The organism is Pseudoclavibacter terrae (assembly GCF_008831075.1).
GTDB lineage: Bacteria > Actinomycetota > Actinomycetes > Actinomycetales > Microbacteriaceae > Pseudoclavibacter > Pseudoclavibacter terrae.
Genome location: NZ_WBJX01000001.1, coordinates 778396 through 794054, shown reverse-complemented (window position 1 = coordinate 794054; position 15659 = coordinate 778396). Strand labels below are relative to the sequence as shown.

The 15659-nt window shown below is 66.9% G+C and carries 17 protein-coding genes; 15 read left to right on the top strand and 2 right to left on the bottom strand.

Annotation, left to right across the window (positions count from 1 at the left end; translation table 11 throughout):
* Positions 1-103 precede the first annotated feature (103 nt).
* The 7 genes from F8O03_RS03675 to pstB all read left to right on the top strand — a co-directional run bounded on the left by F8O03_RS03675 (position 104) and on the right by pstB (position 8709).
* Positions 104-2233 carry an RNA degradosome polyphosphate kinase gene (locus tag F8O03_RS03675; protein WP_151422525.1) on the top strand — a complete coding sequence of 710 codons (2130 nt, stop codon included), beginning with the start codon at positions 104-106 and terminating at the stop codon, positions 2231-2233.
* A 4-nt stretch (positions 2234-2237) separates the two neighbouring features.
* Positions 2238-3197 (top strand): NUDIX hydrolase, encoded by a 960-nt coding sequence (locus F8O03_RS03670; protein WP_104253903.1) that lies wholly within the window; start codon positions 2238-2240, stop codon positions 3195-3197.
* Between the two features lie 130 nt (positions 3198-3327).
* A complete protein-coding gene (locus F8O03_RS03665; protein WP_104253904.1) occupies positions 3328-4410 on the top strand; it encodes a phosphate ABC transporter substrate-binding protein PstS in 1083 nt (360 codons plus the stop codon).
* Between the two features lie 148 nt (positions 4411-4558).
* The gene (locus F8O03_RS03660) at positions 4559-5656 is read left to right on the top strand and encodes a phosphate ABC transporter substrate-binding protein PstS (RefSeq protein ID WP_151422519.1); all 1098 of its coding nucleotides are present in this window, start codon (positions 4559-4561) and stop codon (positions 5654-5656) included.
* A 124-nt stretch (positions 5657-5780) separates the two neighbouring features.
* Positions 5781-6770: a phosphate ABC transporter permease subunit PstC gene (pstC, locus tag F8O03_RS03655; protein ID WP_151422511.1), complete on the top strand. Its 990-nt coding sequence runs from the start codon at positions 5781-5783 to the stop codon at positions 6768-6770.
* Positions 6770-7882, top strand: a complete 1113-nt coding sequence (pstA, locus tag F8O03_RS03650; protein WP_104253907.1) for a phosphate ABC transporter permease PstA — start codon at positions 6770-6772, stop codon at positions 7880-7882. Before pstC ends, pstA begins: the two co-directional genes overlap by 1 nt.
* A 47-nt stretch (positions 7883-7929) precedes the next feature.
* Positions 7930-8709 (top strand): phosphate ABC transporter ATP-binding protein PstB, encoded by a 780-nt coding sequence (pstB, locus tag F8O03_RS03645; RefSeq protein WP_104253908.1) that lies wholly within the window; start codon positions 7930-7932, stop codon positions 8707-8709.
* 697 nt (positions 8710-9406) lie between these two features.
* On the opposite strand, the gene F8O03_RS03640 is transcribed toward pstB, so the two are convergent.
* A complete protein-coding gene (locus F8O03_RS03640) occupies positions 9407-10036 on the bottom strand; it encodes a DNA-directed RNA polymerase subunit beta (protein WP_151422504.1) in 630 nt (209 codons plus the stop codon).
* 102 nt (positions 10037-10138) lie between these two features.
* Between F8O03_RS03640 and F8O03_RS03635 the strand changes: the two genes are divergently transcribed.
* The 5 genes from F8O03_RS03635 to F8O03_RS03615 all read left to right on the top strand — a co-directional run bounded on the left by F8O03_RS03635 (position 10139) and on the right by F8O03_RS03615 (position 13862).
* Positions 10139-10846, top strand: coding sequence for a hypothetical protein (locus F8O03_RS03635; RefSeq protein ID WP_151422496.1), 708 nt, complete (start codon positions 10139-10141; stop codon positions 10844-10846).
* Positions 10843-11244, top strand: a complete 402-nt coding sequence (locus F8O03_RS03630; RefSeq protein WP_151422488.1) for a GntR family transcriptional regulator — start codon at positions 10843-10845, stop codon at positions 11242-11244. Before F8O03_RS03635 ends, F8O03_RS03630 begins: the two co-directional genes overlap by 4 nt.
* An 82-nt stretch (positions 11245-11326) precedes the next feature.
* Positions 11327-11530, top strand: coding sequence for a CsbD family protein (locus F8O03_RS03625; RefSeq protein WP_104253912.1), 204 nt, complete (start codon positions 11327-11329; stop codon positions 11528-11530).
* A gap of 189 nt (positions 11531-11719) precedes the next feature.
* Entirely contained in the window at positions 11720-13378 is a 1659-nt protein-coding gene (locus F8O03_RS03620) for an MDR family MFS transporter (RefSeq protein WP_151423093.1), read from the top strand.
* Positions 13379-13388: 10 nt separating this feature from the next.
* Positions 13389-13862, top strand: a complete 474-nt coding sequence (locus F8O03_RS03615; protein WP_167516455.1) for a MarR family winged helix-turn-helix transcriptional regulator — start codon at positions 13389-13391, stop codon at positions 13860-13862.
* A 79-nt stretch (positions 13863-13941) separates the two neighbouring features.
* Here F8O03_RS03615 and F8O03_RS03610 read toward each other — a convergent pair whose 3' ends face one another.
* Positions 13942-14391: a DUF805 domain-containing protein gene (locus F8O03_RS03610; RefSeq protein WP_151422472.1), complete on the bottom strand. Its 450-nt coding sequence runs from the start codon at positions 14389-14391 to the stop codon at positions 13942-13944.
* Positions 14392-14587: 196 nt separating this feature from the next.
* Here F8O03_RS03610 and F8O03_RS03605 point away from each other — a divergent pair, with 196 nt between their 5' ends.
* From F8O03_RS03605 to F8O03_RS03595, 3 genes are all read left to right on the top strand, one after another.
* Entirely contained in the window at positions 14588-14947 is a 360-nt protein-coding gene (locus F8O03_RS03605; RefSeq protein ID WP_151422465.1) for a hypothetical protein, read from the top strand.
* An 86-nt stretch (positions 14948-15033) separates the two neighbouring features.
* Positions 15034-15342, top strand: coding sequence for a DUF7882 family protein (locus F8O03_RS03600; RefSeq protein WP_104253917.1), 309 nt, complete (start codon positions 15034-15036; stop codon positions 15340-15342).
* Positions 15339-15560 (top strand): hypothetical protein, encoded by a 222-nt coding sequence (locus F8O03_RS03595; protein ID WP_151422458.1) that lies wholly within the window; start codon positions 15339-15341, stop codon positions 15558-15560. Before F8O03_RS03600 ends, F8O03_RS03595 begins: the two co-directional genes overlap by 4 nt.
* Positions 15561-15659 lie beyond the last annotated feature (99 nt).

Below are 15659 nucleotides of genomic sequence, written 5' to 3'. Positions count from 1 at the left end.
TTGAATGGGTCTGCTGAGCTTCACCCCCGCAGGATCATCTCGATCCTGCGGGACCGTCGCATCGAGGCACCGTTCTTCACCGCACACCTGCAAGGATGACCGCATGACAATCGAACTCCGCGCACCCGAGGCCGGTGCAGACTCGCCGGACATGCCGCGAAGCCGCTTCGTCGACCGCGAGCTCAGCTGGCTCGCCTTCAACCAGCGTGTGCTCGAGCTCGGCGAGGACCCGTCGACGCCGCTCCTCGAGCGGGCGAACTTCCTCGCGATCTTCTCCTCGAACCTCGACGAGTTCTTCATGGTGCGCGTCGCCGGCCTCAAGCGCCGCATCGCGACCGGCCTCGCCGTCCCGACCCCCGCCGGCGTCCCGCCGCAGGTGGCCCTCGACACCATCCGATCCAAGGCCTACGAGCTGCAGAAGCGGCACGCGGCGATCTTCAACGACAGCGTGCGCCCGGAGCTCGCCGACCAGGGCATCCACATCGTCAGCTGGGACGAGCTCTCCGACGCCGAACGCGTCGAGCTCGGCGACCTCTTCGACGAGCAGATCTTCCCAGTGCTGATGCCGCTCGCCGTCGACCCGGTGCACCCGTTCCCCTACATCTCTGGGCTCTCCCTCAACATCTCCGTGCGCGTCTACAACCCGCGCAGCGAGAAGGAGGAGTTCGCGCGCCTCAAGGTGCCGCCCGTGCTCCCGCGGTTCTACCCGCTGCAGTCCGACCACGGCAAGGCGCGCTTCATCCTGCTCGAAGACCTCATCGCGCAGCACCTCGGTCACGTCTTCCCCGGCATGAAGATCCTCGATCACCACGCGTTCCGCCTCACCCGCAACGAGGACATGACGATCGAGGAGGACGAGACCGAGAACCTCCTGCAGGCCCTCGAGAAGGAGCTCCTGCGGCGCCGCTTCGGCCCGCCCATCCGCCTCGAAGTGTCCAACGACATGGACGACGAGACGCTCGAACTCCTCATGACCGAGCTCGACATCACCCACAACGAGGTGTACGTCCTCCCCGGCCCACTCGACCTGGGCGGCCTCTTCGCGCTCGGCGCGATCAACCGGCCGGACCTGAAGTACCCGACGCACGTGCCCGTCACCGCAGCGGCGTTCCGCACGTCCGAAAGCGACGAGAAGCCGGACATGTTCGGTGCGATCGCGCGCCGCGACGTGCTCGTCCAGCACCCGTACGAGGCGTTCTCCACGAGCGTGCAGGCCTTCCTCGAGGTGGCCGCAGCCGACCCGAACGTGCTCGCCATCAAGCAGACCCTCTACCGCACGTCAGGCGACAGCCCCATCGTGAACGCCCTCATCAAGGCGGCCGAATCCGGCAAGCAGGTGCTGGTCCTCGTCGAGATCAAAGCGCGCTTCGACGAGCAGAACAACATCGTCTGGGCACGCAAGCTCGAGAAGGCCGGCGTGCACGTCGTCTACGGAACCGTCGGGCTCAAGACCCACTGCAAGCTCCTCCAGGTCATCCGCAAGGAAGACAACGAGCTCAAGATGTACAACCACATCGGCACGGGCAACTACAACCCGAAGACGAGCCGCATCTACGAGGACCTCGGCCTCTTCACCTGCAACGAGAAGATCTCCCGCGACATCACGCGCCTCTTCAACCAGCTCTCCGGCTACGCCATCGAGCGCAAGTTCACGCGACTCCTCGTCGCCCCCATGCACCTGCGCCCCGGACTCCTCAACCTCATCGACAAGGAGCGCAAGAACGCGCTCGACGGCAAGCCGAGCCGCATCCGCATCAAGGTCAACTCCATGGTCGACGAGGAGATCATCGACGCCCTCTACCGCGCGAGCCAGGCGGGCGTGCCCGTCGACATCTGGGTCCGCGGCATCTGCGGCCTCCGCCCAGGAGTCCCCGGCCTCAGCGAGACCATCCGCGTGCGCTCCGTCGTCGGCCGCTACCTCGAGCACTCCCGCATCTTCTGCTTCGCGAACGACGGCGACGAACGCGTCTTCATCGGCTCAGCCGACATGATGCACCGAAACCTCGACCGCCGCATCGAAGCGCTCGTGCGCATCATCGACGAGCACCACGCCGCCGACATCGCGGCGATGTTCGACCTCGCGATGGACGACACGACCGCGACCTGGCACCTCGGCTCTGATGCCGAATGGGTCCGCCACGCCAGAGACGAGAACGGGCAGCGCCTCACCGACCTCCACGACGAGATGATGCGACGCATCAGCAAGCGTCGCAGGCCCACCACGCTGGCCTGACCGGATGACGATCGACACCCCTGCCGCCTCGCGCACCGTCTACGCGGCAGGCGCTGTGCTGTGGCACGAGGACGTTGCAGACGACAAGCTCAAGGTGCTGGTCATCCATCGTGGGCGCCACGGAGACTACTCGCTGCCGAAGGGCAAGGTCGACCCCGGCGAGACGCTGCCGGAGACCGCGGCACGCGAGGTCGAGGAGGAGACCGGCTACGAGGCCAAGCTCGGCGCGCCGCTCGGATACATCGAGTACGTCATGCCGAACGGCCGACCGAAAGAGGTCCACTACTGGACCGCGGAGGTCGACGAAGCATCCTTCGAGGCGCACGTCTTCGAACCGAACGACGAGGTGGACGCCATCGAGTGGGTCTCCCTCAAGAAGGCCAAGAAGCTCCTCAGCTACGACAGGGACCGCGAGCTGCTCGAGGTCTTCGCCGACAGGTACCGTCGCGGACTGCACCGGACCTTCGCCATCCTCGTGCTGCGCCACGCGACGGCCGTGCCCCCGCAGTCGTGGCCGGGCGACGACGACTCCCGCCCGATCACAGCGCGCGGCCTCGAGCAGGCCGAGACCGTCGTGCCGATCCTCCGGGCGTTCGGGCCCGAGGCCGTCATCACCTCGAACGCGGTCCGCTGCCGCTCGACGGTCGCCCCCATCAGCTCGCTCCTGGGGCTGACGCCGCAGGTCGAGCGCAGCATCGCGCAGGGCTCCTACACGCGAGACGAAGAGGAGCTCGACGAGGTCGTCCGGAAGCTCATCGCGAAGCGCCGCAGCACCGTGATCTGCAGCCATTCCCCGGTCATGCCCGCCATCGTCCGCTCCATCGCCCTGTACACGGCGACGCGCCCGAGCTCGCTCGCGCGTCACGCCATGCTCTCGACCGGTGAGTGCTCCGTCATCCACGTGCCCGTCAACCACCCGAGGGCGGGCGTCGTCGCCGCCGAGACGCACGGTCCGATCACCTGATCCATGCCGTCGGATACGCCTGCGCGGGGGCCCATCCGTTCACCCGCGCGTCACGTCCCGTCCACTTCTCGTCCATACTGATGCAGGCGGATCTTGCGATCGCCTGACACCTGATGGCAGAAGGAACTCGATGCACCACTCCCGAGCACTCGCCGCCCTGGCGCTCCTCGCAACCACCGTTCTCGTGACGAGCGGATGCGCGCTCAACGAGATCTCTGTCAGCAAGGACCCGCGCTCGCAGCACCTCTCCGGCGTGCTGAGCGCCTCTGGCGCCTCCTCGCAGGGCGTCGCGCAGACCGCGTGGATCGCGGGCTTCTATCCCATCGAGCCTGACGTGCGAGTGAACTACGCGGGTGGTGGCTCGGGCGCCGGACGTTCCGACTTCCAGAACGGCACCTCCGCGTTCATCGGCTCCGACCGCGCCTTCGACATCGAGGAGATCGAGGAGGGCCCGTTCCGGACCTGCGCAGAGGGCAGCGACCTCGTGGAGATCCCCGCCTACATCTCTCCCATTGCCGTCGCCTTCGCGCTTGAGGGCGTCGACGAGCTGCGCCTCGACGCGGCGACGATCGCCGGCATCTTCGCCGGAGACATCGACTCGTGGGACGCGCCGGAGATCGCCGCCCTGAACCCGGACGCCACCCTGCCGTCGCTCGCCATCACCCCCGTGCACCGCTCGGACAAGTCCGGGACGACCGGCAACTTCACCGCCTACCTGGACGAGGCCGCCGGCGACGCCTGGAGCTACGGCGAAGTCGACGAGTGGCCCGTCGAGAGCGGCGAAGCCGCGCAGGAGAGCGCAGGCATGCAGCAGGCACTCCGCGCCAACGGCACGATCGGGTACATGGATGCATCCGCGGCCGACGGCCTCACGACGGCGGCAGTCGAGACCGGCGGCGAGTACGTGCCCTTCTCCCCAGAAGCCGCCGCAGCCGTCGTCGACAACTCGACGATCGAAGACGGGCGTGCCGCGACCGACCTCGCCTTCGAGCTCAACCGCACGACGCCGGGCGTCTACCCGATCGTGCTCGTCTCCTACCTCATCGGCTGCGCCGAGTACGCCGACGCCGACGAGGGCACAAACGCGAAGGCCTACTTCAGCTACGTCGTGAGCGAAGAAGGGCAGGCGGCATCGGCAGCGGCTGCCGGATCAGCGCCCATCTCCGCCACCCTCCGGGCGCAGATCGAGCCCGTCCTGGAGCAGATGAAGTAAGCGGATGCGGGTGAAATCTGCGCGCATTCCCAGCCCGTTCACCCTCCGTTCACTTTCCCCGCCCCTCCTCGTCACCCTTCGCGCATAGCGTCACCGACGGATCGCAACTGATCCAACGGAATGTCACCTGTCCCCGAAGGGAAACTCCATGAAGTTCACGCGAGTAGGCGCATCGGTCGCCATGGCCGCAATCGCCGCACTCACGCTTGCTGCCTGCGCCGGCAACGAAGGCCCGGCAGCTGGAGATCCAGGAAGCGCACCAGCTGAAGAACAGCTCACGGGCTCACTCGCTGCCTCCGGCGCATCGTCACAGGGCACGGCTCAGACCTCCTGGATCGCCGGCTTCGCGTCGGTGCAGCCAGGCATCCAGATCAACTACGCGGGTGGCGGCTCCGGCGCCGGCCGCACCGACTTCACGAACGGCACGTCCGCCTTCATCGGCTCCGACCGCGCGTTCAAGATGGAAGAGATCGAAGCAGGCGGCTTCGGCAACTGCGTCGACGGCACCGACCTCGTCGAGATCCCCGCCTACATCTCCCCCATCGCCGTCGCATTCAACGTCGAGGGCGTCGACACGCTCAACCTCGACCCCGCGACCCTCGCCAAGATCTTCAAGGGCGAGATCACCAACTGGAACGCCCCGGAGATCGCCGCGCTCAACGCGGGCGTCACGTTCCCCGACCTCGCCATCACGCCGGTCCACCGCTCCGACACCTCGGGCACCACGGGCAACTTCACGTCCTACCTCGTCGAGGCAGCCCCCGACGTGTGGACCTTCGAGGACAGCGACGACTGGCCCATCGAAGGCGGCGAAGGCGCCCAGGAGACCCCCGGCGTCCAGCAGGCGCTGACCTCCGGCAACGGCACCATCGGCTACCTCGACGCATCCGCGGCCGGCGACCTCAGCACGGCCGCCATCCAGACCGGCTCCGAGTTCGTCGAGCTCTCCCCCGAGGCGGCAGCCGCCGTCGTCGACAACTCCACGCTCGAGGAAGGCCGCGCAGCGACCGACCTCTCGTTCGAGCTCGACCGCTCCGCTGAAGGCGTCTACCCGATCGTCCTGGTCTCCTACCTCATCGGCTGCGCCGAGTACACGGACCCGGCCGTCGGAGCCAACGTCAAGGCGTACTTCGACTACGTCATCAGCCCCGAAGCGCAGGATGCAGCAGCCGAGAACGCGGGCTCCGCGCCCATCTCGGACGACCTGCGCACCCAGGCACAGGCAGCAGTCGACGCCATCAAGTAGTCCGCGCGGACTGAAGTTCCGTTTCAGCCCGGTGCCGTGCTGTGAAAGCATGGCACCGGGCGATTCGGCTCTCTTCAGCTTCTTGCCCCGCTCCACCCAAATGACTTAGGGAAACCCTCAGCAGATGACTGCAGAACTCGCCCCAGATGCGGGCACATCGGTGAAGGCCAAGTCGCGTCCTGGCGACCGCGTCTTCAGCTTCCTCTCGACGTTCTCCGGATCGCTCATCCTCGCGATCCTCGCCGCCGTGTTCTTCTTCCTGCTCTTCCAGGGACTCCCGGCCTTCTTCCCCGACGCGGCTGAGAACAGCCACTTCGTCGCCGGTGCGAGCAACCTCGCCGAGCCGGAGGCCGAAGGCAACTTCTTCTGGTACGTGCTGCCGCTCATCTTCGGAACACTGTGGGCTTCGCTGCTCGCGCTGCTCATGGCAGTCCCCGTCGCCATCGGCGTCGCCCTCTTCATCACGCACTACGCATCGCGCAAGCTCGCAGCCCCCCTCGGCTACGTCATCGACCTGCTCGCCGCAGTTCCCTCGGTCGTCTTCGGCCTCTGGGGTGCAACCGTGCTCGGACCGTTCGTGCAGCCCTTCTACGTCTGGCTCAACGAGAACCTCTCCTGGCTGCCCTTCTTCCAGGGGCAGGTCTCGGCGACGGGACGCACCATCCTGACCGCCGCCATCGTGCTCGCCGTCATGGTGCTCCCCATCGTCACCGCCCTCACCCGCGAGGTCTTCCTCCAGACGCCGCGCCTCCACGAAGAGGCATCGCTCGCCCTCGGCGCCACGCGCTGGGAGATGATCAAGATGGCCGTGCTGCCCTTCGCGCGCGGCGGCATGGTGTCCTCCATCATGCTCGGCCTCGGACGCGCCCTCGGCGAGACCATGGCCGTCGCCATGGTGCTCTCCGCGACCGGCGTGATCACCTTCCAGCTGACGTCGAACACCAACCCGTCGACGATCGCCGCCAACATCGCACTCTCCTTCCCAGAGGCGTCGAACCTCGACATCAACGTGCTCATCGCATCCGGTCTCGTGCTCTTCGCCATCACCCTCCTCGTGAACTCCCTCGCACGATGGATCGTGAGCCGCCGCAAGGAATTCTCAGGAGCCAACTGATGACCTCAACACTGCAGAAACCAGCCCAGAACCAGTCGGCTCCCGAGATGATCAACCCGCTCACGCACGGCCGCCTCCCCAAGTGGGGCCCGTACGCGATCCTCGTCGGAGGCTTCGCGCTCTCGGCCGCCATCACCCTGCTCCTCGCGGCAGGCGGAGGCGAGTTCAACTGGACCGGCTTCGCGGTCCTCGGCGCGATCTTCTACATCGCGGGCCAGTGGGTCATCGCCCGCATCATCGAAGGCTCCCGCCAGGCCACCAACCGCTTCGTGACCTCGCTCGTCACCGCAGCATTCGTCCTGGCCCTCGTCCCGCTGCTGTCGCTGCTGTTCACCCTCGTCGCGAACGGCGTCGCCCGCTTCGACCCGACCTTCTTCTCGTCCTCCATGGTCGGCGTCGTCACAGAAGGCGGCGGCGGCATCCACGCCATCGTGGGCACACTGCTCATCACGCTCGTCGCGACCCTCATCTCGGTGCCGATCGGCCTCTTCACCTCGATCTACCTCGTCGAGTACGGCAAGGGCCGCCTGTCCCGGGCCATCAACTTCTTCGTGGACGTCATGACGGGCGTTCCGTCGATCGTCGCCGGTCTGTTCGCCTACACGATGATCATGCTCATCCTGCAGACGCTCGGCATCCCGCTCACCAACGTGCGCACGGGACTCGCCGGCTCGATCGCCCTCACCGTCCTCATGATCCCGACCGTCGTGCGCTCCTCGGAGGAGATGATCCGACTCGTCCCCAACGAGCTCCGCGAGGCCTCCTACGCGCTCGGCGTGCCGAAGTGGCTCACGATCTCCAAGGTCGTGCTCCCAACCGCACTGGCCGGCATCACGACCGGCGTCATGCTTGCCATCTCGCGCGTCATCGGCGAGAGCGCGCCACTGCTCATCGCGGCCGGGTTCAACATCTACATGAACTACAACATGACCCAGGGCGCCATGATGAGCCTCCCCGTCTTCGTCTACCGCTCGTACACGCAGCAGGTCGGCGCGGGAGCCGAGAACATGCTCAACCTCGCCTGGACGGGCGCGCTCGTCCTCCTCATCATCGTCATGCTGCTCAACCTGCTCGCACGCATGATCACCAAGTTCTTCGCCCCCAAGGGCTAACCGGTCAGACTGACCAGGCCGACCAGCCAGGAAGTTAGGGAAATACAGTGTCCAAGCGCATCGAAGTCAACGACCTCAACGTCTACTACGACAAGTTCAAGGCCGTCGAAGACGTCTCCATGATCATCGAGCCCCGCAGCGTCACCGCCTTCATCGGCCCATCAGGCTGCGGCAAGTCGACCTTCCTCCGCACCCTCAACCGCATGCACGAGGTCATCCCCAAGGCGTGGGTCGACGGCGAAGTCCTCATCGACGGCAACAACCTCTACGGCCCAGGCGTCGACCCCGTCCTCGTGCGCCGTCAGGTCGGCATGGTCTTCCAGCGCCCCAACCCGTTCCCCACCATGTCGATCCGCGAGAACGTCCTCGCCGGAGTGAAGCTCAACAACACGCAGATCTCCAAGAGCGACGCCGACGCACTCGTCGAGAAGTCGCTCCAGGGTGCCAACCTCTGGAAGGAGGTCAAGGACCGCCTCGATCTCCCAGGGTCCGGACTCTCCGGCGGCCAGCAGCAGCGTCTCTGCATCGCCCGCGCGATCGCCGTCTCCCCCGACGTGCTCCTCATGGACGAGCCCTGCTCGGCGCTCGACCCCATCTCGACGCTCGCCATCGAGGACCTCATCGAGGACCTCAAGACCGAGTACACGATCGTCATCGTGACGCACAACATGCAGCAGGCATCGCGCGTCTCCGACAAGACCGCCTTCTTCAACATCGCGGGCACCGGCATGCCGGGCAAGCTCATCGAGTACGACACGACGAAGACCATCTTCGAGAACCCCTCCGTCCAGGCGACGGAAGACTACGTCTCGGGCCGCTTCGGCTAGACCGCAGTCCCCCCGCATCACGACGAAGGCCCCGGCGCAATCGCGCCGGGGCCTTCGTCGTGCGCCGCGGTGGTCTCCTCGCCGCGCGCGGGTGGCTCTCCTCCCGCATCCTGGGTCGTCGTTACGCTCGGCAGCCACGCCTCGATCTCCCCGATTCGGGGTGGGTTCCACGCATGCAGATGGGTTGCAACGCATCCCGAAGCGCGAAAGCCATCTCGAAACTGGTGGAGTCGAGGCGAGGCGGCGACGCACCGACTCGGGATGGGATTCTCACTTCGCGATGGAGAACTTCCCGCAACGATGCGAGGTTTCCATCCAGAGACGACGGATGCGGTTCAGTCGGAGGAGCGGCGCGCGGCCGCAGGGAAGAGAAAAGCCAGGCCGCAGGAACGCCTCTCGGCGGAAGGCCGCTCGCAGCGGCGAATATTGGAGCCCGGGGTTACTGCGGCCCGGCGACGTCGAGTTTACCGAACCTCGGGCTCATCGGAAGCCGGATCGGCTCTCCGCGAACAAGTCCTGCGTAATGCCGCATTCGAGTCGCCGCAAAGGGTCGCGCGAACGCCCGCTCCGGACGCGACCTGCCCCAAAGGGTGGTCCAGGAGCTCCTCTGACAGCCATTCGGGCGAAGTCGGGGGCGAACCGGCGGGTGCCCCGTGCGCGAGCAGGCAACGCGAGCGGGCAGCGCGAGCGCGAGAGCTCAGTCGAGGGTGTCGAGGCGCCACATGCCGGCGGAGGCATGCAGGTCGTCGCCCATCTCGAGGTAGCGGATGGCGCGACGCGTCGATTGCCTGGCCCGAGCCGGCGCGGGCCCTTCCTCGTCTTTCGCGAGACTCGTCGCGCCCTGCGACATGACGCGGCAGAAGGCGGCTGCTCGCTCGAGCGCGAGCGCGAAGTCTCCGGAGAAGGCGCCGTGCAGGATGACGTCTGCGAGGGCGACGACCTCTTCTGGGCCAGTCGGTGTGGCGGCTCCCGCGACGACGGAGCTGATCGAGCGGTCGACTTCGTAGCCGCGACGGAAGAGGTAGCTCGTCTCCGCGGGGTTCGCTCGCACGGCCTGCCGCAGCAGGTAGAGACGCCACAGTGCGCCAGGCAGTGATCGTGAGCTGGCGCCGGCCCAGAGCTCGGCGATCTCATCGATGCCGTGCTCGTCGGCGTAGGCGACAAGCCGCGCGACGACGGCCTGGTCCCCCTCGCCGCGCGCACGCTGCAGCAGCGCCCTTGCCGTGTCGTGGGCGACGCGGCTCACCGCCGCGGGGTCGTCGGCGCCGATGAGCGCTTCGAACGCCTGCGATGGCACGCGCACGGGCCTGTGGTGTCGTTCCGTCATGCTGCCCCTCTCGCCGCCTGAGACCGTTCGGCCTCGTGAGGGGCCGCATCCAGTCTGCGCGTTCGGAGCCACGATTGCGAACCTGCCTCGTAGGCTGGGGGCATGGCTACTGCGCAGGACGACGATTCGCTGGTCGAGGACACGGCGGCGATGTCGTCGTACCCGGCCTACCGCCCCAAGCAGATCGCGTTCGGCGTGCTGGCGGCGCTGCTGCTCGTGACGATGTTCTTCCCCTGGTGGAACTCCGAGATCCCCCTCAACCGCATCGCCCCGACGCTCAACGGCTGGCAGTTGTTCGTGGCGGGCACCGGCCTCAGCCAGATGGACGAGGCGCTCGGCTACAACTGGTTCGGCACCTTCCTGTTCGGGCTCGTCCCGACCATTCCCCTGCTCGGCCTCGTCGTGGTGCTGATCTTGCGGATCTCCGGTGTCGCGGTGATCTCGGCCAAGATCCTCCAGGTCTACGCTGCCCTCGCGACGCTCGGCATCCTGTTCCTGTTCGTCTTCGCGACGCTGCGTGTGGATGCGGCGAACGGCCAGTACCCGATTGCGTACGGCGCGTGGCTTGCACTCGTGCCGAGCGTCGCGACGCTGGTGCTCGCCACGCTGTGGTGGCGACGCGAGAAGCTCCACTACCCGACTCGGAAGTGGCTCGGCTTCGGCCCGCAGCGTGCGAAGAAGCACGACGAGGCCGGCAGCGCGGCGATGTTCGATGACCTGGTCGAGCCGGATGACGACGAGGAGATCTCGCTGGGTTCGGAGACCGCGATCGACGAAAACACGAGCCCAGGCAAGCGGCCTCGCGCATGAGCACCGGCGACTTCTTCGAGCACCTCGCGATCGGCGGTGACTCGTCGAAGGCGCCGGGCAGGCAGCTGCGTGACGCGATCATCCTCGCCGTCGAACGCGGCGACCTCCTGCCCGGTGAGCGACTTCCCCCGGTGCGTTCTCTCGCGGAGACCCTCGGGGTCGCGCCTGGCACGGTCGCGAAGTGCTACACGGCGCTCGAGGAGCAGGGCGTCGTCGAGGGCCGCGGGCGCGCCGGCACGTTCGTGACTGCCGATGGTCGGAACGGGGATGTGCGGCTCACGGCAGCCGCGCGGGCGTTCGCCGTCGAGGCACGCGAGCTGGGCGTCAGCGACGACGAGGCGGTCGCCGCCGTGTTCGAGGCACTGTCGGTCTCCGCCGAGCAGCACCCGCGGGCGTGATCTCGCCCAGGCATCCTCGCCCGGCAGTGTCGTCCAGACCGCGCCTCAGCCTGCACCCAACTTGTCCTGAGAGCATCCCCCCATGGGAATCGACGATCGAATTGAGAACAAGTCAGAAGACCTCGGCGGACGCGCGAAGGAAGCCGCGGGGGCGGTATCCGGCAACGAGTCGCTGAAGGCCGAGGGCCGATCCGACCAGGCGAAGGCCGGGTTCAAGGACAAGGTCGAGGATGTCAAGGATGGCGCCAAGGAGGGCCTCGACAACCTCAAGCGCAAGATCGACTAGGCACTGCGCCGTAGTCGGCAGCACGCAGGATCAGGGCCCCGTTCGCGGGGCCCTTTCTGGTAGTTGACGACGGTCAACCATGTATGTATGGTTGACCGTCGTCAACTATCAGGAGGCCCCGCGTCGATGTCGTCTAGCAAGAACCCCAGACCCAGCACCAAGCCAGCAGCAGCGCTCACCGAGTCAGGCATGAGCCGCCGCCAGGTGCTCCAGGCCCTCTCGGGCCTCATGCTCGGCATGTTCGTGTCGATGCTCGCATCGACCGTCGTGAGCACGTCCCTGCCGCTCATCATCAGCGACCTCAAGGGCGACCAGAGTGCGTTCACCTGGGTGGTGACCGCGACCCTCCTCGCGACCACCGTCTCGACCCCTATCTGGGGCAAGCTCGCCGACCTCACGAACCGCAAGCTGCTGCTGCAGATCTCGCTGGTCATCTTCGTCGTGAGCTCCGCCATCGCCGGCTTCGCGCAGGACACGTCCATGCTCATCACGATGCGCGTGTTCCAGGGCCTCGGCGCCGGTGGCCTCGGCGCGCTCAGCCAGATCGTCATGGCCGACATCCTCAGCCCCCGCGAGCGCGGCCGCTACGCGGGCTTCTTCGGTGCCGTCATGGCGCTCGCCACAGTCGGCGGACCCCTGCTCGGCGGTGTCATCACCGATGCGTTCGGATGGCGGTGGAACTTCTTCGTGGGGCTCCCGTTCGCGGTCGTGGCGCTCATCCTCCTGCAGGTCACGCTGCACCTGCCGAAGCCGAAGAAGCGCAAGGTGAGCATCGACTACTTCGGCATCGTGCTCATCTCGAGCGGCGTCTCGCTGCTCCTCATCTGGGTAACCCTCGCAGGCTCCCAGTTCGAGTGGAACTCACTCCCCTCCTGGCTCATGGTCGGCGGCGGCGTCCTGTTGCTCGTCATCGCGGTCCTCGTCGAGCTGCGCGTCACGGAGCCGCTCATCCCCCTCACGCTCTTCCGCGACCGCACCTTCACCCTCGCGGTCGTCGCGAGCGTCTCGGTCGGCGTCGCCATGTTCGGCACGAGCGTCTTCCTCAGCCAGTACATGCAGCTCGCGCGAGGGGCGACCCCGACCGAGTCGGGCATCCTCACCATCCCGATGATGGCGGGCCTCCTCGTCGCCTCCACCATCGTGGGCAACCTCATCAGCCGTCGCGGGAAGTGGAAGGCGTTCGTCGTCACGGGCAGCGCGCTCATGGTCGTCGGCCTCTTCCTGCTGAGCCGCCTCCACTACGACACGCCGTACCTCTACGTTGGCCTCTCGATGTTCGCGCTCGGCGCCGGCGTCGGCATGGTCATGCAGAACCTCGTGCTCGTCGTGCAGAACAAGGCGGAGGTCAAGAACATGGGCGTCGCAACGAGTGCGGTCACGTTCTTCCGCAGCCTCGGCGGCACGATCGGCGTCTCGGTCATGGGGTCGATCCTCGGAACCGTCGTCGCGGACACGATCTCGACGAGCGTCCGCGCCCTGCCACCTGAGCAGCAGGCGGTCGCCGCGCAGTCGCTCGCGGGCGGCAGCATCCCGCAGCTCGCGACGCTCCCGGAGTGGCTGCGGATCCTCGTCGAGGACGCCTACGGCACCTCGGTCGGCGCCATCTTCCTCGCAGCGCTGCCGCTCGCCATCGTCACCCTCGTGGCGGTCTCTTTCCTCCCGAACGCGCAGCTCGGCACGCAGAATGCCGTGCAGCGCGCGAAGGGCGAGGAGAGCCCTCGCGGGCACGCGGGTGCAGAGTCGGCATCGGAGGACCTCGTGGAGGTCGCCGAGGCCGTGGTCGGCATCCCCCGCACCGGGGCCATCCCGATCCTCGGCGACTCGGGGCGGCGGGCGGACCGCACCTAAGATGGCGACCATGCCAGAGTCCCCAGACGACGCCGACTTCACAGAGGCGATCGCCGCGGTGGAGACGCAACTCGGCACCTTCTACCGCCGTGTCCGCACCACGTGGAGCGAGTCGGCCGTCGCAGTGCACCCGTCGCTGCAGCCCATCGGCTACAAGATCCTCTCCGCGCTGGTGCAGCACGGCACGGCGCACGCCGGCACGCTCGGCGAGCAGCTCGCCGTCGACAAGAGCGTCATGAGTCGGCAGGTTCGCATGCTGGAGGAGTTCGAGCTGCTGACGGTCGGGTCGGACCCGAACGACGGGCGGGCGCGCATCCTGACGCCGACGTCGTTCGCCGTCGAACGGGTCACCGAGGTGCGTGCCCGCAACCGGCACCGCCTGCACGCTGTGCTCCGGGACTGGACGCCGGAGGAGCTGCGTGTCTTCTCGGGTCTCCTCGGCCGCTTCGGTGCGGTCGCGGAGGCCGTCTCCCCGGAGTCGTGACGCCCACGAGGCGAGCGCGCTGATCGACGAACCGCCACCCTCGGTCGAGGGTGGCGGTTCGTGCGTTCGGCGGCCAGTGCTACTGGCGGTCGAAGCGGGCGCCCTCGGGGCGCGAGTCGCTGATCACGAACACGAGGATGACGATCGCGCCGACGAGCGGGATGAACAGGAGCAGCCACCACCAGCCGGAGCGGTTCGTGTCGTGCAGGCGGCGGAAGAGCAGCGCGAGCCCCGGGATGAGGGTCGCGAGGCCCCAGAGCGACTGCACGACCGACACGGCCGTGTAGGCCCCGCTGGCGCCGGTGAACTGGCCGGAGGAATCCATGGTGCCCGGCCCGCCGGCGAGCGAACCGATGAGGAAGAACGCGGCGTTGACGATGACGCCGAAGAGAATCCACCACCAGTACTCGCTGCGGCTGGCTCGGCCCGAGAAGACGGCGTACTTCTTGAAGAACCGCTTCACCGCCTGACCGAAGCTGGCTCCGTAGAGCGGTGGGTAGAGCGGGGCGTCGAGCTGAGGGGTAGACATCAGGGACTCCAATCAGGCACTGCCAGGCATGGGATTTGCACTGAGCGTAGCGTTACGCGGCCTCATTCCGCGTCTCCATTCGGGAAACAGATGCCGTCGCTTCATACAACGGTTCAGAAGGCAATACTCCGAGCGCACCCAACTCGGCCTGGGAGACTCCAGGGGTTCTGCACGCACGCGACCGTCTGGGGAAACGATGGACCAACTTCACTACGCAGGTGGCGTCTACTTCACGAGCACGAGGATCGCGAAAGAGCTGGTCGAGTATGCGGCGGCGCTTGCCGCTGTCCAGCAGGCCGGAATCGTCGAGATTCCGGTGCGCCACGCTGACGGCTCGGACAACATGCTCTCCGTGCTGGTCGGGCCCTCGAGTCAGATCGCAACCGAGACGGTCACTTCCGAGGTCCCGGAGTTCGACGACAGCGAGGCACTCGCGACCTTCCAGAGGCTCCGGGCAGAGCTCGCCGAAGAGCACGGAGCACCGGAGGCGCTCGTCGAAGAAGGGTCGTCGAACGACCCGCGCGTGCCGCATCCCGACTGGCTCGACGAGCTCTAGACGCCGAGCTGGCGAAATGTCAGCTCCGAGACAGTGATAATGGACGGCGCACACAATGCGCGACAGACCAGAAAGCAGGGTTCAGCGTGGGGAAGTTCATCTACAACTCCGAAGTCACCGTGGACTTCGAGGACCGCCTGCTTGCGCATCTTCAGCTCGCAATCGGCACGAAGCTGCGCCGCGGCGAGTCGTTCTTCTTCAGCTGGAAGGACAACAACGCAGGCGGCGACGGTCGCAGCACCGTTTGGATGCACCCTGCAGTCCCCATCCGCTTCAAATTCCTCGGCAGCCGTCAGGTGCACATCAACCGATCCTGGGTTGAGGCGCTGGTGCAGGGCGCCAATTCGCAGGCCGGCCTGGCCGTGATCGCTGAACCCGCAGAGAGGGCGTCATGAACGGACAGACCAGGATCGAGCTCCTCTACCAGGGCGAGACGTTCTCGAAGCTCATCGACGACATCGAGACGTTCCGGGCCGAGATCCTTGCTCGCGTCGCGAGCGGAGAGTGGTTCTGGGTGCGCGGTGACCGCGGTGAAGGACGCCTCGAGCCAGCGAATCTGCTCGTCGGCCCCGGCGTCGGTCTTGTCATCGTGGAGCCGAACCCGGGCGACTGACCCGAATCCGGGCCGGCCCACAGGACCGGGCGGACGCATGCACGATGGTCAAGGACTGTCAAGAGCGCGACAGTCCCCTCTTCGAGCTGATTAGGTGGA